The sequence below is a fragment of the Streptomyces sp. JH34 genome (assembly GCF_029428875.1).
Classification (GTDB): Bacteria; Actinomycetota; Actinomycetes; order Streptomycetales; family Streptomycetaceae; genus Streptomyces.
Map to the genome: position 1 here is coordinate 3,196,924 of NZ_JAJSOO010000001.1, position 18,528 is coordinate 3,215,451.

General features: G+C 72.3%; 17 protein-coding genes. 10 read left to right on the top strand and 7 right to left on the bottom strand.

The window, feature by feature from the left end:
- The first annotated feature begins 62 nt into the window (after nt 1–62).
- Nucleotides 63–716 (top strand): response regulator transcription factor, encoded by a 654-nt coding sequence (locus LWJ43_RS14030; protein ID WP_277332594.1) that lies wholly within the window; start codon nt 63–65, stop codon nt 714–716.
- Between the two features lie 30 nt (nt 717–746).
- Here LWJ43_RS14030 and LWJ43_RS14035 read toward each other — a convergent pair whose 3' ends face one another.
- Nucleotides 747–1,241 (bottom strand): hypothetical protein, encoded by a 495-nt coding sequence (locus LWJ43_RS14035; protein ID WP_277332595.1) that lies wholly within the window; start codon nt 1,239–1,241, stop codon nt 747–749.
- 445 nt (nt 1,242–1,686) lie between these two features.
- On the opposite strand from LWJ43_RS14035, the gene LWJ43_RS14040 reads away from it, so the two are divergent.
- The 5 genes from LWJ43_RS14040 to LWJ43_RS14060 all read left to right on the top strand — a co-directional run bounded on the left by LWJ43_RS14040 (nt 1,687) and on the right by LWJ43_RS14060 (nt 6,073).
- Nucleotides 1,687–2,271 (top strand): hypothetical protein, encoded by a 585-nt coding sequence (locus LWJ43_RS14040; protein WP_277332596.1) that lies wholly within the window; start codon nt 1,687–1,689, stop codon nt 2,269–2,271.
- A 142-nt stretch (nt 2,272–2,413) separates the two neighbouring features.
- The gene (gene nadE, locus LWJ43_RS14045) at nt 2,414–3,244 is read left to right on the top strand and encodes an ammonia-dependent NAD(+) synthetase (protein WP_277332597.1); all 831 of its coding nucleotides are present in this window, start codon (nt 2,414–2,416) and stop codon (nt 3,242–3,244) included.
- Between the two features lie 257 nt (nt 3,245–3,501).
- Nucleotides 3,502–4,011, top strand: coding sequence for a hypothetical protein (locus LWJ43_RS14050; RefSeq protein ID WP_277332598.1), 510 nt, complete (start codon nt 3,502–3,504; stop codon nt 4,009–4,011).
- 46 nt (nt 4,012–4,057) lie between these two features.
- Complete coding sequence (pip, locus tag LWJ43_RS14055) at nt 4,058–5,032, top strand: prolyl aminopeptidase (RefSeq protein ID WP_277332599.1); 975 nt, start codon at nt 4,058–4,060, stop codon at nt 5,030–5,032.
- A gap of 45 nt (nt 5,033–5,077) precedes the next feature.
- The gene (locus LWJ43_RS14060) at nt 5,078–6,073 is read left to right on the top strand and encodes an aldo/keto reductase (RefSeq protein ID WP_277332600.1); all 996 of its coding nucleotides are present in this window, start codon (nt 5,078–5,080) and stop codon (nt 6,071–6,073) included.
- 156 nt (nt 6,074–6,229) lie between these two features.
- Here LWJ43_RS14060 and thpR read toward each other — a convergent pair whose 3' ends face one another.
- From thpR to LWJ43_RS14075, 3 genes are all read right to left on the bottom strand, one after another.
- Complete coding sequence (thpR, locus tag LWJ43_RS14065) at nt 6,230–6,802, bottom strand: RNA 2',3'-cyclic phosphodiesterase (protein ID WP_277332601.1); 573 nt, start codon at nt 6,800–6,802, stop codon at nt 6,230–6,232.
- Between the two features lie 127 nt (nt 6,803–6,929).
- On the bottom strand, nt 6,930–8,264 hold the full coding sequence (locus LWJ43_RS14070) for an MFS transporter (protein ID WP_277332602.1): 1,335 nt from the start codon (nt 8,262–8,264) through the stop codon (nt 6,930–6,932).
- Nucleotides 8,265–8,354: 90 nt separating this feature from the next.
- Nucleotides 8,355–8,795 (bottom strand): MarR family winged helix-turn-helix transcriptional regulator, encoded by a 441-nt coding sequence (locus LWJ43_RS14075; protein ID WP_014154792.1) that lies wholly within the window; start codon nt 8,793–8,795, stop codon nt 8,355–8,357.
- Between the two features lie 134 nt (nt 8,796–8,929).
- Here LWJ43_RS14075 and LWJ43_RS14080 point away from each other — a divergent pair, with 134 nt between their 5' ends.
- The gene (locus LWJ43_RS14080) at nt 8,930–9,145 is read left to right on the top strand and encodes a hypothetical protein (protein ID WP_277332603.1); all 216 of its coding nucleotides are present in this window, start codon (nt 8,930–8,932) and stop codon (nt 9,143–9,145) included.
- 40 nt (nt 9,146–9,185) lie between these two features.
- Here the strand turns inward: LWJ43_RS14080 and LWJ43_RS14085 are convergent, their stop codons facing one another.
- Nucleotides 9,186–10,637 carry an NCS2 family permease gene (locus LWJ43_RS14085; protein WP_277332604.1) on the bottom strand — a complete coding sequence of 484 codons (1,452 nt, stop codon included), beginning with the start codon at nt 10,635–10,637 and terminating at the stop codon, nt 9,186–9,188.
- Between the two features lie 177 nt (nt 10,638–10,814).
- Between LWJ43_RS14085 and LWJ43_RS14090 the strand changes: the two genes are divergently transcribed.
- Both LWJ43_RS14090 and LWJ43_RS14095 read left to right on the top strand, forming a co-directional pair.
- Nucleotides 10,815–11,102, top strand: coding sequence for a DUF2530 domain-containing protein (locus tag LWJ43_RS14090; protein WP_277332605.1), 288 nt, complete (start codon nt 10,815–10,817; stop codon nt 11,100–11,102).
- Between the two features lie 133 nt (nt 11,103–11,235).
- Nucleotides 11,236–13,644 (top strand): HAD-IC family P-type ATPase, encoded by a 2,409-nt coding sequence (locus LWJ43_RS14095; RefSeq protein WP_277332606.1) that lies wholly within the window; start codon nt 11,236–11,238, stop codon nt 13,642–13,644.
- A 24-nt stretch (nt 13,645–13,668) separates the two neighbouring features.
- Here the strand turns inward: LWJ43_RS14095 and LWJ43_RS14100 are convergent, their stop codons facing one another.
- On the bottom strand, nt 13,669–14,520 hold the full coding sequence (locus LWJ43_RS14100) for a DUF5707 domain-containing protein (protein ID WP_277332607.1): 852 nt from the start codon (nt 14,518–14,520) through the stop codon (nt 13,669–13,671).
- Nucleotides 14,521–14,789: 269 nt separating this feature from the next.
- Between LWJ43_RS14100 and LWJ43_RS14105 the strand changes: the two genes are divergently transcribed.
- Entirely contained in the window at nt 14,790–15,053 is a 264-nt protein-coding gene (locus LWJ43_RS14105; protein ID WP_277332608.1) for a hypothetical protein, read from the top strand.
- Nucleotides 15,054–15,071: 18 nt separating this feature from the next.
- Here LWJ43_RS14105 and LWJ43_RS14110 read toward each other — a convergent pair whose 3' ends face one another.
- Nucleotides 15,072–18,248, bottom strand: a complete 3,177-nt coding sequence (locus tag LWJ43_RS14110; RefSeq protein ID WP_277332609.1) for a sacsin N-terminal ATP-binding-like domain-containing protein — start codon at nt 18,246–18,248, stop codon at nt 15,072–15,074.
- Nucleotides 18,249–18,528 lie beyond the last annotated feature (280 nt).

The window sequence follows — 18,528 nt, forward strand, 5'->3', positions numbered from 1 at the left end:
CGGATCGGGGATGAGGACGGGGTGCCCGCAGGTATGACCGCACAGGACCGTGCAGGAGAGTCGTGATCAGGGTTCTTGTCACGGATGACGAGCCGCTCATTCGGGCGGGCATCAGGATGATCCTCTCCTCGGCCGACGACATGGACGTCGTCGCGGAGGCGGCGAACGGCCGCGAGGCGGTCGACATCGCCCGGTCGCAGCGCGTGGACGTCGCACTGCTCGACATCCAGATGCCGGTCATGGACGGCCTGACGGCCCTGGCCGAGCTGCGCAGGTCGGCCCCCGAGGTGCGGGTGCTGATCCTGACGACGTTCGGGGAGCGGCAGAACGTCCTGCGGGCCCTGAGCGCGGGAAGCGCGGGCTTCCTGCTGAAGGACTCGGCACCCGCGGAACTCATGCGGGCGGTGCGGGCGGCGGCGGCCGGAGAGGCCTACCTGTCGCCCGGCGCCACCCGGCACGTCGTCGACTCCCTGGCGTCCGGGGGGACCGCGGACCGTGCGGAGCGGGCGCGCCTGCGGCTGGAGAAGCTGACGGGCCGCGAACGGGACGTCCTGTCCCTGCTGGGCGAGGGCCTGTCCAACGCGGACGCCGGGCAGCGGATCCACATGAGCGAGGCGACGGTCAAGACCTACGTCAGCCGCATCCTCGCCAAGCTGGAGTGCGAGAACCGGGTGCAGGCCGCACTGCTGGCACGCGACGCGGGCCTCGGGACCTGACGGCGCCGGACCTCGCCGCCTCCCGCCCCGTCAGCGCTTCGGGAACGCCTCACCGCACGCGCTGCAGAACTTCGGCGCCCGGTCGGCCGACAGCCGCCCGCACTCCGGGCACACCAGGTCCAGCATGCAGGGCGCCTCACCGCCCTCGTACGCGGGAGCGCGCACGGCGGGCTTGACCGCGAGCCCGGGGCGCCGGCGGTGCACCGTGATATAGGCCAGCCCCTCGGGCCCCGCCTCCAGGGAGCGGCGCGAGGTGCGCGGCAGCCAGGTGACCGTCGTCGGGACGAGGGACAGGGTGTCCCCGGCGCCCGTACGCAGGCTGCCCGTGCCCGCGAGGACGACCAGGAGCACGTCCAGGACGTCCTCCTGGTGCTCACCGACATCCGCGCCCGGCGGCAGTCGGACCACATTGGCGTCCAGCTCCCGCCCCTGCTCGACGAGGCGCCAGAGCGCGCCGCGTTCACCGGGGGCGGCGGAGGCGAGGACCTCGTCCAGCACCGCCAGGACCTGCGGAGTGGCGTTCACGCGGCGGCCTCCTCGTCGTAGCGGACGGGCAGCCGGCCGGCCGGGCACGCCACGGGGGAGGCGCCGTACGCGGATCGGGCTTCCTCGCGGCGCTGGGCCGCGGTGCGGGTGGCCATGGGCTCTGCCTCCGGTCCTGCCTGTGGGTGGCTGACGCACCTCGAAGTACGTACTTACCAGGAGAGGTTAATTCTTCCTGGGTCCGTGGGCCGGGATCGCCGTCGCGGGACGGCCCGGCCGACGAAGCACTCGTACCGGACGCGGCCGTCGTCGACGCGGACGCGACGGCGGACGTGAGGGGACGGGGCAGGGGGACGGCTCGCCCTCGTACCGTGAAAGCCGCTGGTCAGGAGGCAGCGGGCGGACGAACGGCCTCCGTAAGTGGAGGCCTGCGCCCTCCTGCCCGAATCCACCGAACGAGCCCCGGCGGCCGCTGTACTCTCGCTCCATGATCCAGCCGACGCCTTCGACAGCCCCGGTCCCGGACGCGGACGAGTGCGTCGCGCTCACCCGGACGCTGCGCCGCCGGGGCACCGTCGTCCTCTCGGTGTTCGCGCTCGTCTGGGCCTTCGCCGGGGCATCGGGGCTCGCGTCCCGGGGCGCGGCCCTGACCGTCGAAATCCTTGCCGCGCCGGTCACCGCGGCGGCGGTCTACCTCGCCTACCGCAAGGGCGCCGCCCCGTCACCCCGCACGGTCGACCTGCCCGGGAACTGGGCGCGTTCGGTCGGCATCGTCAACGTCGTCGAACTCGCGGCGGTCTTCGCGGTGATCGCCGCGTCCAATGCGTCGGGCCACCCCGCGTTCATCCCTCCGTGCATCGCGCTGGTGGTCGGCCTGCACTTCGTCCCGCTCGCCCGTCTCTACGACCAGTGGCAGTACAAGGGCACGGCCGCGCTGCTGTGCACCGTCGGTGCCCTCGGCCTCGCGCTCATCGCGGCGGGCCTCTCGGACGAAGGCGTGCGCGCCGTGGTGGGCCTGGCCTCCGCCGTGACGCTGTGGGCGTCCGCGTACCACGTGGCCGTCAAGGGCTGACGGCCACCGGCGGCGGGCACCCGGTGCCCACGCGGTCCTCCGGTTCGGCGCGCGCCCCGGCCCGCCGCCGCCCGTCCCTGACAGGAAGCCGCTGGGTAGGGTGGGCGCGACAGCCCATCGCGAACCGGAACGAGGAACAGACGTGAGCGAGTCGGCGGCCATCGCCCTGCAGCAGGAGATCGCCCGTGAGCTCGAGGTCGCGGAGACCTTTGAGGCCGAGAAGGAGATCGAACGCCGCGTGGCGTTCCTCACCGAGCGGCTGACCTCCACCGGTCTGCGCGCCCTGGTGCTCGGCATCAGCGGAGGCGTGGACTCCACCACCGCTGGCCGGCTGTGCCAGCTCGCCGTCGAGCGCGCCCGGGCCGCGGGCCACGAGGCGCGGTTCTACGCGATGCGGCTGCCCTACGGGGTCCAGGCCGACGAGCACGACGCCCAGCTCGCCCTCTCCTTCATCCAGGCCGACCACGTGCTGACCGTGGACATCAAGCCCGCGACCGACGCCATGCAGGAGTCCCTGCTCACCGGCGACGTCGCCTTCCGTGACCCCCACCACCAGGACTTCGTGCTCGGCAACGTCAAGGCCCGGCAGCGCATGATCGCCCAGTACGCGGTGGCCGGCGCGCACAACGGCCTCGTCGTCGGCACGGACCACGCGGCGGAGGCGGTCTCCGGCTTCTTCACGAAGTTCGGCGACGGCGCCGCCGACCTGGTCCCGCTGACCGGGCTCACCAAGCGACGGGTGCGGGCCGTCGCCGAGACGCTGGGCGCACCCGCCGGGCTGGTCGGGAAGGTGCCGACGGCCGACCTGGAGACCCTCGCCCCCGGCAAGGCGGACGAGCACGCGCTCGGGGTCACCTACGACGCCATCGACGACTTCCTGGAGGGCAGGCCGGTGGACGAGCAGACCTTCGACACCGTCGTCGGCCGCTACCGCCTCACCGACCACAAGCGCCGGCTGCCCATCGCGCCCTGACACGCGGGACCCCATCGGCACGCCAATTCAGCTTGTGCCGGAGGGAATTGGGCAGCGCACGCCATGCCACGGTCAGTATCCTGAGCGGCGCCACCGGTCTTGGTACGAGCCCACAGGGGGATCCACGCGTGTCCAGCCCCACACCACCCCCGCCCCGGCCCTCCGGCCCCCCTGCACCGCCTCCGCCGCCGAACCCCCCGGCCCCGGGTCCTCCGGCTCCGCAGGGCGGGAACCACCGGGTTCCGGTCGTCGCCGCCGTGATCACAGCGGTGGCGACGATCACGGCCGCCGTCATCGCCGCCGTGGCGTCCGGCGGCGACTCCCCCTCGGACGCCCTGCGGGCCGGACCCCCGGCGACATCCGTGACGGCACCCGCCTCGACCGAGGAGGCCGGCGCCTCGGAAGGCCCGTCGGACGGACCGTCCGATCCCCCGCTGCAGACTCTGCCCGCGACAGGCACCCCGGCTCGGGCTTCCAAGCCGCGCGTGAGCGTGACCCCCTACATGGCGGCCGCGGGCGACACGGTGACGATCGAGGCCAGCGGTTTCGCACCGGGAGAGCGGGTCCGCATCACCTTCACGGACAGCGGGTCCGTCGAGAAGGACGTGCGCGACGTCACCGCGGAGCCCGACGGCCGTCTGGCCGTGGAGGTACGCGTACCCGTCGAGGTGGGTTCGGGGCACGACAGCCCCATGTTCCGCGTGTGGAGCGTCGACGACGTGGACGCGAACAACACGGCCGACACCCCGTTCACCTACACCGAGTAGGACCGGTACTCCGAGTAGCACCGCCGACCGACAGGGAACCGCCGCCGTGGACAGGAAGCCCGACGAGAAGTATCCGCCGATCGAGCCCTACGACCAGGGGCTGCTGGACGTCGGCGACGGCAACCTCGTCCACTGGGAGGTCTGCGGCAACCCCGCCGGCAAGCCCGCCCTCGTCGTCCACGGCGGGCCGGGCTCGGGATGCGGCACCCGCCCCCGGCAGTACTTCGACTCGGACCGCTATCGCGTCGTGCTCTTCGACCAGCGCAACTGCGGCCGCTCCACCCCGCACGCGAGCGACCCGGCCGCCGACCTGTCGCACAACACGACGGCTCACCTGATCGCGGACATGGAGCTGCTGCGTGAGCACCTCGGCATCGGCAAGTGGCTGCTGTACGGGGGCTCCTGGGGCTCCACGCTGATCCTCGCCTACGCCGAACAGCACCCGGAGCGCGTCTCGGAGATCGTGATCTCCGCCGTGACGACGACCCGGCGCAGCGAGATCGACTGGCTGTACCGGGGAGCGGGGCAGATCTTCCCCGAGGCGTGGGACCTGTTCCGGGCGGGCGTCCCGGAGGCCGGCGGGCCCGGTGACCTCGTCGCCGCGTACGCACGCCGGACGGAGAGCCCCGACCCGGAGGTCCGGGCGAAGGCGACGGCCGACTGGTGCGCGTGGGAGGACGCGGTGCTGTCCATGGAGGCGTACACGGGCCCGCCCCCCTACGCCGGCCGGCCAGGACGCGACCGGCTGGCGTTCGTGCGCATCTGTGCGCACTACTTCGCGCACGCCGCCTGGCTGGAGGAAGGGCAGCTGATCCGCGACGCGGGCCGCCTCGCGGGAATCCCGGGCGTCCTGGTGCACGGGCGCTTCGACCTGGGCGGACCGCTGACCACGGCCTGGGAACTGGCGAAAGCCTGGCCGGACGCCGAGTTGACGGTGATCGACGCCGCGGGCCACCTGGGCGGCCCGGCGACCTCCCGGGCGGTCCTGGCCGCACTGGACCGGTTCGCGCGGCGCGTATGAGACGACGCTTGCTTCGAGCGTGCTCGAAGGAGTTGGGTTGGGCCCATGAAGTACACGCAGCTCGGACGCACCGGACTCAAGGTCAGCCGCCTCGTGCTGGGGACGATGAACTTCGGCCCCCAGACCAACGAGAGCGACAGCCACGCGCTCATGGACGCCGCCCTGGAGGCGGGCGTCAACTTCTTCGACACCGCGAACGTCTACGGCTGGGGTGAGAACAAGGGCCGCACCGAGGAGATCCTCGGCACCTGGTTCGCCCAGGGCGGCGACCGCCGCGACAAGGTCGTCCTCGCCACCAAGGTCTACGGCAACATGGGTGCCGACGGCGAGGCATGGCCCAACCACGACAAGCTGTCCGCCCTGAACATCCGCAGGGCCGTCGACGCCAGCCTCAAGCGGCTGCAGACGGACCACATCGACCTTTACCAGTTCCACCACGTCGACCGGGACACCCCGATCGACGAGATCTGGCAGGCCATCGACGTACTGGTCCAGCAGGGCAAGATCCTCTACGCCGGCTCCTCCAACTTCTCGGGCTACAAGATCGCCCAGGCCAACGAGCGGGCCGCCCGGCGGGGCAGCTACGGCCTCGTCAGCGAGCAGTGCATCTACAACCTGATGGAGCGCGGGGCCGAGATGGAGGTCATCCCGGCCGCCCAGGAGTACGGCCTCGGAGTCATCCCGTGGTCCCCGCTGCACGGCGGGCTGCTCGGCGGCGCGATCCGCAAGGAGCGCGAGGGCAGCGGCGCCCGGTCCACCTCCGGCCGGTCCGGCGACGCGCTGGCCGACCCGAAGGTGCGGGCGCAGATCCAGGCGTACGAGGACCTGCTGGAGAAGCACGGCCTGGAGCCCGGCGAGGCGGGCCTGGCCTGGCTGCTGACCCGGCCCGGCGTCACGGGCCCGATCTCCGGCCCGCGCACCCAGGAGCAGCTCGACTCGGCGCTGCGCGCGGTGGAGCTGGAGCTGTCGGACGAGGTGCTGACGGCCCTGGACGAGATCTTCCCCGGCCCGGGCCCGTCGCCGGAGAACTTCGCCTGGTAGGAACGGCAGGAGCACGAGGCGTGCGCGGCCTCCGCCCCCGGGGTTCAGCCTCCGAGGGCGGAGGCCGCCGCCACGACGACGAACATCAGCACGAGCACGGCGGCCATGATGCGGTTTCTGGTCTTGGGATCCACCCGACGAGCGTAACCGGCCCGCTCACCTGCCCAGCGGCCAGGCCCGCACCACCTCGTACCGCGGCTGCTCCCCCGGCACCCCGCCCACCGGCAGATCGCTGCGTACGAGACCGATCTCCCCGACCTCCCACCGCGTGCCCTCGAAGCCCCGCAGCGCCTCCGTGTACGGGGTCAGGTCGGCCCCGGACCTGCTGCGGGCCAGGGTGAGGTGCGGGGTGTGTCGGCGGTGCTCCTCCATCGGGATCCCGGACTTCCGCGCGGCGGCGGCGGCACGCCGCGCCAGCAGCCGCAGGGTGCCGAGGTCGCCCTCCGCCCCCGCCCACAGCGCCCGTCCGTCGAACCGGCCGCCGCCGCGGATGCGGAGGGGGAACGGCTCGGTGCGGTGCGCGGCCCGCGCCAGACGCGGGTACAGCTCGGGCAGCAGTTCCTCGTCGACGCTCCCGAGGAAGGCCAGCGTGTAGTGCCAGCCCGCACGCGCGGTCCAGCGGAGGTCCAAGGCTCCGGGCAGCCGCCGCAGCCGGGCGACGGCCCCGGCGAGCTCGTCCGCCGCGGGGGCGGGCGGCAGGACGGCGGCGAAGAGTCTCTGGCTGCTCATGCCGCGAGTGTCCCAGCGTCCCCATGTGTCCGGGGGGAGTCCCGGCCTGTCGTCGTCCGTTCTCCCGCGGTGGGAACGGGAACGCCGCCCCCTCCGGCGAGGAGGGGGCGGCGTACGCGGGCGGTGCTCAGGCAGCCGTGGCCAGCTGGTCGCGCGGGACGAACCGCACGTGCGGGCGGCCGGGGCGCAGGTCGAGCTTCAGCCGCAGGCCGCCGACGCGGGTCAGGGCGAAGCCGACACCGAGAGCGGCCAGCAACGAGATCGCCCCGCCGGCCGCCATGCCGGTCCTGGCGCCGTAGGCATCGCTGATCCAGCCGACGATCGGGGCGCCCACGGGCGTGCCCCCGGCGAAGACCATCATGTAGAGGCTCATCACCCGGCCCCGCATCGCGGGGTCCGCGGCCATCTGGACGCTCGTGTTGGCGCTTATGTTCGTGGTCAGACCGATCATGCCGATCGGGACGAGCAGCAGCGAGAACAGCCAGACGGACGGCGACAGCGACGCGGCGATCTCCAGGGCACCGAACAGGGTGCCCGCGGCCACCAGCATGCGCAGCCGCGAGGACCGGCGGCGGGCGGCGAGCAGGGCTCCGGCGAGGGAGCCGGCCGCCATGAGGATGTTGAAGAACGAGTACATCCCCGCGCCGCCGTGGAAGATCTCGTCGGCGAAGGCCGTCAGCCAGATCGGGAAGTTGAAGCCGAAGGTGCCGACGAAGCCGACCAGGACGATCGGCCAGATCAGCTCGGGTCTGCCCGACACGTAGCGCAGTCCTTCGCGCAGCTGGCCCTTGGCGCGCTTGACCGTCACGGACGGGTAGAGCTCGTTCGTCCGCATCATCATCAGGCCGATGAGGGGCGCCGCGAACGACAGGCCGTTCAGCAGGAAGGCCCAGCCGCTGCCCACCGTGGTGATCAGGACACCCGCGACGGCGGGGCCGATGAGCCGGGCGGACTGGAAGTTCGCCGAGTTCAGGCTGACCGCGTTGCGCAGCTGCGCGGGGCCGACCATCTCGGAGACGAACGACTGGCGGGCGGGGTTGTCGACGACGGTCACCATGCCGAGGAGGAAGGCGACCAGGTAGACGTGCCAGACCTCGACGACGCCGGAGAGGGTCAGGACGGCGAGTGCGATGCCGCACAGGCCGAGCGCTGCCTGGCTGATGAGGAGCAGCCGCCGCTTCGGGAGCCGGTCGGCGATGACGCCGCCGTACAGGCCGAAGAGGAGCATCGGGAGGAACTGGAGGGCCGTGGTGATACCGACGGCGGCGGCGGACCCGGTGAGGCTCAGGACGAGCCAGTCCTGCGTGATGCGGGACATCCAGGTACCGGTGTTGGAGATCACGGCGCCCGTGGCGAACAGGCGGTAGTTACGGATCTTCAGCGACGAGAAGGTCCCGCCGGTCTTGCTCTCGTGGGTGGAAGTCGGTGCGGGGGCGGAGTCTGCTCCGGATCCCGTACTCAAAAGGGTTCGCCTCCTCGGGCGTATGCGGCGTTCGGACTGACGGGAGGGAGCGGGGCCCCGCGGGCTGCCGACCCGCGCGCCCCGCCGCTGTCACAGGTGGGCGAGCTTCTCCAGCACGGGCGCGGCGGCCCGCAGCTTCTCCCACTCCTCCTCGTCCAGGCCCTCGGCGAGGTCGGCCAGCCAGGCGTTCCGCTTGTCGCGGCTCTCGGCGAGCATGGCTTCCGCCTGCTCGGTCCGGCTGACCATCTTCTGCCGACGGTCATCGGGGTGCGGTTCCAGTCTGACCAGGCCCTTGGCTTCCAGCAGCGCGACGATCCGGGTCATCGACGGCGGCTGCACGTGCTCCTTGCGGGCCAGCTCACCGGGAGTGGCGGAACCGCAACGGGCGAGTGTGCCCAGCACCGACATCTCGGTGGGGCTCAGCGACTCGTCGACTCGCTGGTGCTTCAGGCGACGGCCCAGCAGCATCACGGCGGAGCGGAGGGAGCTCACGGCGGCGGCACTGTCGCCGTCGTGGATCAGGTCAGGCATGTTCCTTAGCGTAACTCATTAGCAATGCTAAATACCACCGGGTGGTACACGCGCGAGAAACTGATCACCCGAACGAGTGAGTATGGGGCGGAAAGGTGCGCGAGAGGGCCGTGTGTGCCGCGACCCTGCTTGGCATGGGATCGACAGTGCTCAGCCTGCGCATAGACGGTGAGCTGCTCGACCGGCTCCGCCGGCACGCCGCCAGACGCGGCATGACCGTCCAGGACTACGTGGTCCGGACGCTCGTCCGCGACGATTTCGACGAGCGTTTCCACGCCGCCGTCGACGAGACGGAGAAGTTCTACGGGGCGGAACCCCGTCACGCGGACCCGGCCGACCGGATCACATGACGGGGTTCCGCCCCGCGGGGGTGGAGACGTCCGTACGCGCTTACGTGAGGCCGAGCGCCGGCATCGCGTAGTAGAAGACGAAGACCGCGGACACCACGTACATGGCCGCCGGGACCTCACGGCCGCGGCCGGCGGCCAGGCGCATCACGCTGAAGGCGATGCAGCCGATGCCGATGCCGTTGGTGATCGAGTACGTGAGCGGCATCATCAGCATCGCGAGGAACGCCGGGATCGCGAGGGTCATGTCGCCCCAGTCGACGTCCCGCACATTGCCCGCGAGGATCAGGAACCCGACCGCGATCAGCGCCGGGGTGGCCGCCTGCGACGGGACCATCGTCGCCAGCGGCGTCAGGAACAGCGCCACCGTGAAGAGCAGGCCGCTCACCACGCTCGCGAGGCCCGTACGGGCTCCCTCGCCGACGCCCGCCGTGGACTCCACGAAGCAGGTCGAGGCCGAGGAGGAGGTGATGCCACCCGCGGCGACGGCGACACCGTCGACGAGCAGGACCTTGTTGATGTCCGGGAAGTTGCCGTCCTTGTCCATCAGCTTGGCCTCGTCGCCGACGCCGAGGATGGTGCCCATCGCATCGAAGAAGCAGGACAGCAGCACGGTGAAGACGAAGAGGATGCCCGTCAGCAGGCCGACCTTGCCGAAGCCGCCGAACAGGCTCACTTCGCCGATCAGCCCGAAGTCCGGCGACGACACCGGGTTTCCCGGCCACGCCGGGACCGTCAGGCCCCAGGCGTCGGCCGGCAGGTCCGCGACGGCGTCGATGACCAGCGCGACGACCGTCATCACGACGATGGAGAGCAGGATCGCGCCGGGGACCTTGCGGACGATCAGCGCGAGGGTCAGCAGCGTGCCGAGGATGAAGACCAGGACGGGCCAGCCGTTGAGGTGACCGTCACTGCCGAGCTGCAGCGGCACCGTGGTGTGCGCGGCGTCCGGGATGCGGGAGACGAAGCCCGAGTCGACCAGGCCGACCAGCAGCACGAAGAGGCCGATGCCGATCGCGATGCCCTTCCGGAGCGAGCGCGGCACCGCGTTCATCACGCGCTCCCGCAGCCCGGTCGCGACCAGCAGCATCACGACGATGCCCGCCAGGACGACCATGCCCATCGCGTCCGCCCAGCTCATGCGGGGGGCGAGCTGGAGGGCGACGACCGTGTTGACGCCCAGGCCGGCGGCGAGCGCGATCGGCACGTTGCCGATGACGCCCATCAGCAGCGTGGAGAAGGCGGCCGCCAGCACGGTGGCCGTGACGAGCTGACCACCGTCGAGCTGGTGCCCGTACATGTCCTTCGCGCTGCCGAGGATGATCGGGTTCAGCACGATGATGTACGCCATCGCGAAGAAGGTGGCGAAGCCACCCCGGATCTCGCGAGCGACCGTCGACCCCCGCTCGGAGATCTTGAAGTAACGATCGAGGACACCGTGCGGCTGCTGCGGCATCGGAGGCTGATCGACCGGAGCGGTGGCCGAGGAGGACATGTATGACCTTCAGTCGTGCATCGAGGGGAGGAAAACAGTCAAGCTTTGGATGTTCACACGAATAATTCGAGTCATCCGCAAGCAGATTCAGTATGAATACATAAGTCGAAGATCGCTATCTCCGCGCGTAGATCCTTGGGCCGTCTGGCCCGCGGCACCCCCGGCTAGACTGATCGCATGGAGAAGTGGACACCCAAGCACGAGGCACCCGAGCCCCTGGAGGGGCCGGTCGTCGCCACCGTCACCGGCGGCACGATCCTCTGGTTCGTCCTCTTCCTCGTCCAGGTCCCCTTCTACGGCTGGTTCGACGACCGCGGGCACGCCTGGTGGATCTGGGTCTGCCTGGCCGGCGCGGGACTCGGCCTGATCGGCATCTGGTACGTCCGCGGGCGTGACGCGGCGATCAAGCGGGCCTCCGCACGGGCCGCCGCCGAGGGGACCGCTCCGGACACCGCGCACCACTGACGGCTCCGCAAGGCCGTCCTCCCCGGCGGGAGGGACCACCGCGTGCGACCACGGGACCATTCCGCTCCTCCCACGGTCCGATCTTCCGGCGCCCGGCGGGTGAACCGTCCCGCCCACCCGTACGGTCGGATTCATGACGCAGCGGGCACTCGACTCCTCCGGTGAGCGACCGGACTCCGCAGGGACCTCTCCCGCCCCCGTGCCACCGGGCGGTCTGACCACCGCCGAGGTCGCCGAACGGGTGGCACGGGGCGAGGTCAACGACGTACCGGTCCGCTCGTCCCGGTCGGTCACCGAGATCGTCCGCGCGAACGTCCTCACCCGGTTCAACCTGATCATCGGCGTGCTCTGGGCGATCATGCTGTTCGTCGCACCGATCCAGGACAGCCTCTTCGGCTTCGTGATCATCGCGAACACCGGGATCGGCATCGTCCAGGAATGGCGGGCCAAGAAGACCCTGGACAGCCTCGCGGTGATCGGCGAGGCCAGACCGACGGTGCGGCGGGACGGAAGCGCCGCCGAGGTCTCCGTGTCCGAGATCGTCCTCGGTGATCTGGTGGAGCTGGGTCCCGGGGACAAGGCCGTCGTCGACGGCACGGTCGCCGAGGCCGACAGCCTGGAGATCGACGAGTCGCTGCTGACCGGCGAGGCCGACCCCGTGGTGAAGCGGCCCGGCGACCCGGTGATGTCCGGCAGCTTCGTCGTCGCCGGGGGCGGCGCGTTCACCGCCACCAAGGTCGGCCGCGAGGCCTACGCCGCCCAGCTCGCCGAGGAGGCGTCCCGCTTCACCCTCGTCCAGTCCGAACTGCGCAGCGGGATCAGCACGATCCTCATGTACGTGACGTGGATGATGGTGCCGACCGCGATCGGGCTGATCATCAGCCAGCTGGTCGTCAAGAACGACAACTTCAAGGACTCGGTGGCCCGCACGGTCGGCGGCATCGTCCCGATGATCCCCGAGGGCCTGGTCCTGCTCACCTCGGTCGCCTTCGCGATCGGCGTCATCCGGCTCGGCCGCAAGCAGTGCCTCGTGCAGGAGCTGCCCGCCATCGAGGGACTGGCCCGCGTCGACATCGTCTGCCTGGACAAGACCGGCACCCTCACCGAGGGCGGCATGGACGTCACCGAGGTCCGTCCGCTGGACGGCTCCGACGAGGACCACGTGCACCGCGTCCTGGGCGCCCTCGGGGCCTCCGACCCCCGGCCCAACGCCAGCCTCCAGGCCATCATCGACGCCTACCCGGACGGCGCGGGCTGGGACGTCACCCGGACCATGCCCTTCTCCTCGGCCCGCAAGTACAGCGGCGCCTCCTTCAGCGAGGGGAACGGCGAGACCTCCGCCTGGCTCCTCGGCGCCCCCGACGTGCTGCTGGCCTCCGACGACCCCGCCCTCGCCGAGACCGGCCAGCTCAACGAACAGGGGCTGCGGGTCCTGCTCCTCGCCCGGGTACGGGGCGAACTGGACGCCCCGGACGCCGCCGCCGAGGCCGTACCGACCGCGCTCGTCGTCCTGGAGCAGCGGCTGCGCCCGGACGCCGGGGAGACCCTGGCCTACTTCGACGACCAGGACGTGGCCGCGAAGGTCATCTCCGGCGACAACGCCGTCTCGGTCGGGGCGGTGGCGCAGAAGCTCGGGATGCCGGGCGCCGAACACCCCCTGGACGCGCGCCGGCTGCCCGAGGACCGCGACGACATGGCCACGGAGATCGAGCGGAACGCGGTGTTCGGCCGGGTCACCCCGCAGCAGAAGCGCGACATGGTCGCCGCGCTCCAGACCCGGGGGCACACCGTCGCGATGACCGGCGACGGCGTCAACGACGTGCTCGCGCTGAAGGACGCCGACATCGGGGTCGCGATGGGCTCGGGCTCGGAGGCGACCCGCGCGGTGGCCCAGATCGTGCTGATGGACAACAGCTTCGCGACGCTGCCGTCGGTCGTGGCCGAGGGCCGCCGGGTCATCGGCAACATCACCCGGGTCGCCACCCTGTTCCTGACGAAGACCGTCTACTCGGTGCTGCTGGCGATCCTGGTGGTCTGCTTCCAGGTGGAGTACCCGTTCCTGCCGCGCCACCTGACGCTGCTGTCCACCCTGACGATCGGTGTTCCCGCGTTCTTCCTGGCACTCGCTCCCAACAAGGAGCGCGCCAGGCCGCACTTCGTGCGCCGCGTCATGCGGTACGCGGTCCCCTCCGGGGTCATCGCGGCGGCGGCGACCTTCGTCACCTACCTGCTGGCCCGCCACCACTACGCCGGGACGGGGGCGCTGGACGCGGAGACGAGCGCGGCGACGCTCACGCTGTTCCTGGTCTCCATGTGGGTCCTGGCGATCATCGCCCGCCCGTACACATGGTGGCGGATCGCCCTGGTGGCGACGATGGGCCTGTGCTTCCTCATCGTGCTCGCGGTGCCGTGGCTCCAGGACTTCTTCGCCCTGAGGCTGGTCGGGACGACCATGCCGTGGGCCGCGGTCGGGATCGCGGCGGTCGCGGCGGCCGTCCTGGAACTGGCCTGGAGGCTGGTCGGCCGCCGCTTCCCCACGTAGATCCGTGAAGGTGTCGCCCTTCGGCTACTTCACGTCGACGAAGTCACCCGCGGCCGTGACGGCCGGGGTGGTGGACGTACCGGCGAAGCTGTAGCGCCAGTAGCCGTCCGCGGACGCCTTGACGGTGGTCTTCAGCGCGCCGGTGCTGCTCGACTTGATGGTCTTGACGGTGGTGTAGGTGCTGCTGTTCTTCTTGCGGAACTGCAGCTTGACGGCCTGGGTGGCGTAGCCCTTGTACGTACCGAGATCCCAGTTGGCACGCGAGAGCTTGCCGGTGACCGTGATGGTCTTGCCCTTCTTGACGGGCTCCGGGGCGGCGTTGACGGTGATCTTGGAGAGGCGCTGGAGCTTCGTCCTGGCGAAGGCGTCCTTCTGGACGACCTGGCCGTCCTTGCTGCGCACCGCGGCGCCGACCTTCCAGCTGGTCGCGTCGGAGTTGATCAGCCACCCCGGGTCGACGGTGACGGTGAGGGTGCAGGTGGAGGTCGTGGCGTTGACCGCCTTGCACTTGGCGGCGTCCTCGTTCTGCGCGAACCCGAAGCTGTCGTCGGATTCGAGGTCGCTGCCGATCCACAGGATCGTTCCCGCGTCGGCGATGCCCGAGTCGTCCGTCGCCGTGATGGCGACGGTGACCTTCTTCGGAGCGGTGGTGCCCACCACGATTGCCTTGCCACCGTTGACGACAGCCTTGGTGATCTTGAGGTCGCTGTTCGAGGTGACCGCACGAGCCGCCAGGCGACCGGTCGGCCGCTCGGGGGCGTTGAACCCGAAGTCCGGCGTCCAGGTGCGGCCGTCGTCGGCCTGCGCCGCCGGAACGGCGAGAGCGGACAGGGCCAGGGCGCCGGAAACAGCGGCGACAGTGGCACGAATACGCATGTGTTCCCCAAGTGGAGAAGGGGGCCCGTGGCAAGTCCCACGTCCAACGGTCCCCATGTGGTCTGTGAGTCTGCTGACTCCACAGATCCAGACGGGGCGCGCCCGTGAAAGGTTGTGCCCACAGGGCGACTTTTCTGTGAAGATCACATCAACTGTGCGGCCTCTTGGCTGAGATGCTGAGATGCGACGGCGGGCCCTCACGGGCCGCGCCTTCGTGCCGACGCCTCCGGCAGAGGGCATGACCCCGTGGATCCAGGAGGAGGGCACCGATGATCGATCCGCTCACCGGAGTGGCCGTCGTGGCCGCCGTGGGAGCGGCGCTGGCCTTCGCCTCCGACCGGGTCCTCCGCCGTCGGAAGCGTGCGTTCCGGGACCACTACGGGACCTACGAGGGATTCCGGACCCAGGTGGACGGGGACGAGGTGCGCGCCGTACTCGCCGCGCGGGGCGAGATCGCCGCGGTCAAGGTCGTCCGTGACCGCCACCCCCTCGCCTCGCTCGCCCACGCGCACCGGTACGTCAAGGAGTTGTGACCCCCGGCACCGGGCCGCTCAGTCGAACCAGCGGTCCCGGGCCAGCTCCTCCGTGCGCGACGGGTCCTCCAGCAGCGCGGCCACCTCGAAGCGGCGCGGCCACTGGCCGGCGGCCCAGGCGAGACCGGCCGCCACGCCCTCCAGCGTGGAGGCGTGGACCACCCCGTCCGGAGTGCGGCGCCAGTCCAGCTCCACACCGCCCGCGCGCAGTTCCCCGTGCTCGACGTAGCTGCCGGGGGTTCCGGCGCCGAGCAGGATCCGCACGGAGTCCGGCACCCGGTGCTCCTCGCCCTCCGTCGTCACCGCGGCCTCGACGCTCTCGCCGAGCCGCCGCACCTGGAGCAGGTCGGCCAGCTCGGCCGCACGCGCCGGGGCCACCGGGAGCAGCGGGAGGCCTCCGGCCAGCGGCAGCAGGTCGGGGGCGTCGGCGATCACGACGTCCGCCGCGTCGGCGACCCGCACCTCGTCGCCTACGACGGCCCGCAACTCGTCGGGCAGCGTGACCTGTTCGGGGTCCAGCTCGGCGAGCGCCGTGTAGAGCGAGTGCAGCTGCACCGGACCGACGGGACGCTCCTCGTCCGCGAGCCGCCCCAGCAGTTCGGCCGCCCCGCCCGGTTCGTCCAGCAGCGCCGCCACCGAGGTCCGTACGCCGAGTGCGCGCAGCACCTGCGCGTCGTCGAAACCGGTGGCGTCGGCGGAGTCGTACAGACCCTCCAGGCGCGGGTCGCCACCCGCCGCGCGGAGGCCGGCCGGGCGGCGGCCGTCGAGCACGGGGTGGTCCCGCAGCCACCACGCGGTGTAGGGCCGCACCGACTGCGTCGTACCGTCCGGGAGCAGCACCCGTACCGGCTGGGTCAGCGCGTCGCGCAGCGGTGGACGGGCCAGCATGGCGAGGGCCTGCGGCCAGGCGTCGTCGTCGACGAGGTCCAGGTCGCGTACGGCGACGAGCTCCGTGGCGACCGGGGGGACCGGGGTGTCAGGGAGCTGGTCCAGGACGTCCTCGCACCACACGTCGACCGCGTCGAGCAGACCGGCGTCGTCGGGCTCGGCGAAGTCGCTGTCCCGGGGCTCCAGTTCGTCCGGGTCCAGGACGACGTCGGTGGCCCGTACGAGTGCGAAGGTGGCCAGCACCCCGCAGGCGGTCAGGGGCTGCTCGCCCCAGCGCGCGGCCAGCTCGGCGTCGCACAGGGCGAGTTCGCCCTCACGCATCACCTGGGCGAACGGGCTGTCCGGCAGGACGAGTTCACCGGCGGGCGCCGGTTCGCCGTCCTCGTCGGGCAGGGCCAGCGCCCCCAGCCAGGGCTCGTCGCCGGGTGCGAGGTCCGCGTCGCGCACGAGGGTGAGGACGGTCTCGGCGAGCTCGTCCGCGTCCAGGGCGTCCTCGTCCCAGATCTCGCCCGCGTCCAGCGAACCGGCGACGGCGGCACGGACCTGCGGGGTCGTCAGGACGGCCCGGGGGGTGGCGGGCAGCGCGCCCAGCTTCTCCAGCAGGGGGTGGGCGGCGTCGGGGTGGGCCACCTTCAGCCCGAGCCGGGCCAGCTTGTCGAGGACGGGCGAGCCCGGCGCGTCCGGCAGCGGCAGGAGGACCTGGCGGGGGCCGATGGTGGTCCGGGGCGCGTCCGCCGGCCCCGCGAGCGGGACGGGCAGCCCTGAGAGCCGGTCGGGGTCGACACCGGCCAGGCTGTCGTACAGCCGCCGCCACCACTCCGGGTCACGCTCCAGGCCGGCCAGCCGGTCGACGGCCTCGGTCAGCGGGACCCGGGCGACGCCGAGGGTGCGCAGCTCGGTGCGGCGCTCCAGCCCGGCGGGCAGCAGACAGGGAAGGACCTCGGCGAGGACCCGTACGGTCTCCGCGCCCGCGCCCTCGACCACCTCGGCCTCGACCGGCCGCAGCGCGGCCGTGTCCCGGCCCGGCGTCCCCGCGCCGTCCCAGTCGTCCCACTGACCCGCCGCCTCGGCGGGGTCCCGGGGAGCCGCGGGCTCCAGGAACGCGATGCGGGGCAGCCGCTCGAGGATCGCGGCACGCAGGGCACCGTCGAGCCGCCCCTTGCCGAGCGCGCCGGGCACCAGCGCGATCGTGGCGACGGAGACGGGCTCCCACCCGGCGAGCAGCTCCGCGTACGCGTCGGCCGCGCGCTCCACCAGGAAGTCGGTCAGCGGGCCGGGCGCGGGGTGCCGGCGGGTGGTGTCCAGCGGCAGCGAGGCGATCAGCAGGGCGGGGACGCCGAGGGGCTCGTCGGTGGGGGTCGGGGCATGCACGACGGGCGCCGTACGGGGGTGCTGGGGCGCCCCGTCCTCGTCGACGGGAACGGCCCACGTCACCGACCAGTAGGGACGCAGCCGCTCCTCGACGGGCCGGTCGGCCAGCAGCGCGGGCTCCAGCGAGCCGCTGCCTGCGGCGGTGCGCCAGCGGTGGAGGCCACGCGCGGAGTCGTCGACGTGCGTGTAAGGGCCGTGCTGCGAGCGACGCAACGTCCGTGCGCCGTCGGGCGTTTCGATCACGACCTCGTCGAGGCCGGGCAGGGTGAGCAGCAGCGCGTCGTCGACCCCGTCGAGCAGCCTGCCCACGAGGTCCTCGGCGACGCCGTCCCGGAGAGGCAGGACGACGACGGTGTCGTACCCGTCGGGCGCGGTGCCCTCGGCGGGCAGCGGGAGCCGGAGCAGCGGTACGTGCCCGTCGCGGCGGCGCAGCTCGTCACCGAGGCCGGGGCTTCCGACGGCCGCCTGGCGCGCGAGGTCGCGGGCCTCCGCGAGGGACCAGCGGACGCCTCCGTGGCGTCCGATCACGGCGGGCTCGTCGCTGACGGCCAGCACGGCGGCGAAGCCGACGCCGAAACGGCCGACGGCCGACTCGTGGCCCTCACGCTTGGCCGAGGCGCGCAGCGTGCTCAGCGACTCGACGCCGGTGGCGTCGAGCGGGGCACCGCTGTTGGCGGCGGCCAGGACGGCGGGGCCGTCACCGGACGCGGCGCGCAGGGTGAGGCGGAGCCTGCCGGGTACCCCGGCGCGGGCGGCGGCGTCGGCGGCGTTCTGCGCCAGTTCGACGACCAGCCGGTCACGGTAGCCGCCGAGCGCGAGGTCCTCCTCGGCGTTGGCGTCCTCCCGGAAGCGGGCGGGACCCGCGCCCCAGGCGTCGAGCACGCCGCGCCGCAGTCGCGCCGTCCCGAACGGATCGGCCCCCTCGGTCGCATTCATGCCCACGCTCGTACTCCGCTCTTCCGGTGACCCGTGACGCCCAGTGTGCGCCCGAAGGTACCGCGACCGGGAACCCCCGCAGCGCCCCGTCCCCGGGCAGCACCCCGGCCCCGGATCCACCGGGACGCGGTCCACCGGACCGCGGCGGGCCACGAGCGCGCGGCCGTCGGCGCTCGGGGCCGCGGGATGTCCCCCGGAGGAGATCCCCGGGAGTGCCGGGGACCGCGCAGGAGCGCACGGCGGGGCCCGGGGTCCGGCACGGTGCCGGACCCCGCAGCGG

Bases quoted from the DNA above. Each gene is read 5' to 3' on its own strand.
- LWJ43_RS14040 (WP_277332596.1), top strand. From the start codon at position 1,687: ATGATCCAGCCGACGCCTTCGACAGCCCCGGTCCCGGACGCGGACGAG.
- LWJ43_RS14110 (WP_277332609.1), bottom strand. From the start codon at position 18,248: ATGAATGCGACCGAGGGGGCCGATCCGTTCGGGACGGCGCGACTGCGG.
- LWJ43_RS14090 (WP_277332605.1), top strand. From the start codon at position 10,815: ATGGAGAAGTGGACACCCAAGCACGAGGCACCCGAGCCCCTGGAGGGG.
- LWJ43_RS14100 (WP_277332607.1), bottom strand. From the start codon at position 14,520: ATGCGTATTCGTGCCACTGTCGCCGCTGTTTCCGGCGCCCTGGCCCTG.
- LWJ43_RS14080 (WP_277332603.1), top strand. From the start codon at position 8,930: ATGGGATCGACAGTGCTCAGCCTGCGCATAGACGGTGAGCTGCTCGAC.
- LWJ43_RS14095 (WP_277332606.1), top strand. From the start codon at position 11,236: ATGACGCAGCGGGCACTCGACTCCTCCGGTGAGCGACCGGACTCCGCA.
- LWJ43_RS14060 (WP_277332600.1), top strand. From the start codon at position 5,078: ATGAAGTACACGCAGCTCGGACGCACCGGACTCAAGGTCAGCCGCCTC.
- LWJ43_RS14075 (WP_014154792.1), bottom strand. From the start codon at position 8,795: ATGCCTGACCTGATCCACGACGGCGACAGTGCCGCCGCCGTGAGCTCC.
- LWJ43_RS14105 (WP_277332608.1), top strand. From the start codon at position 14,790: ATGATCGATCCGCTCACCGGAGTGGCCGTCGTGGCCGCCGTGGGAGCG.
- LWJ43_RS14085 (WP_277332604.1), bottom strand. From the start codon at position 10,637: ATGTCCTCCTCGGCCACCGCTCCGGTCGATCAGCCTCCGATGCCGCAG.
- thpR (WP_277332601.1), bottom strand. From the start codon at position 6,802: ATGAGCAGCCAGAGACTCTTCGCCGCCGTCCTGCCGCCCGCCCCCGCG.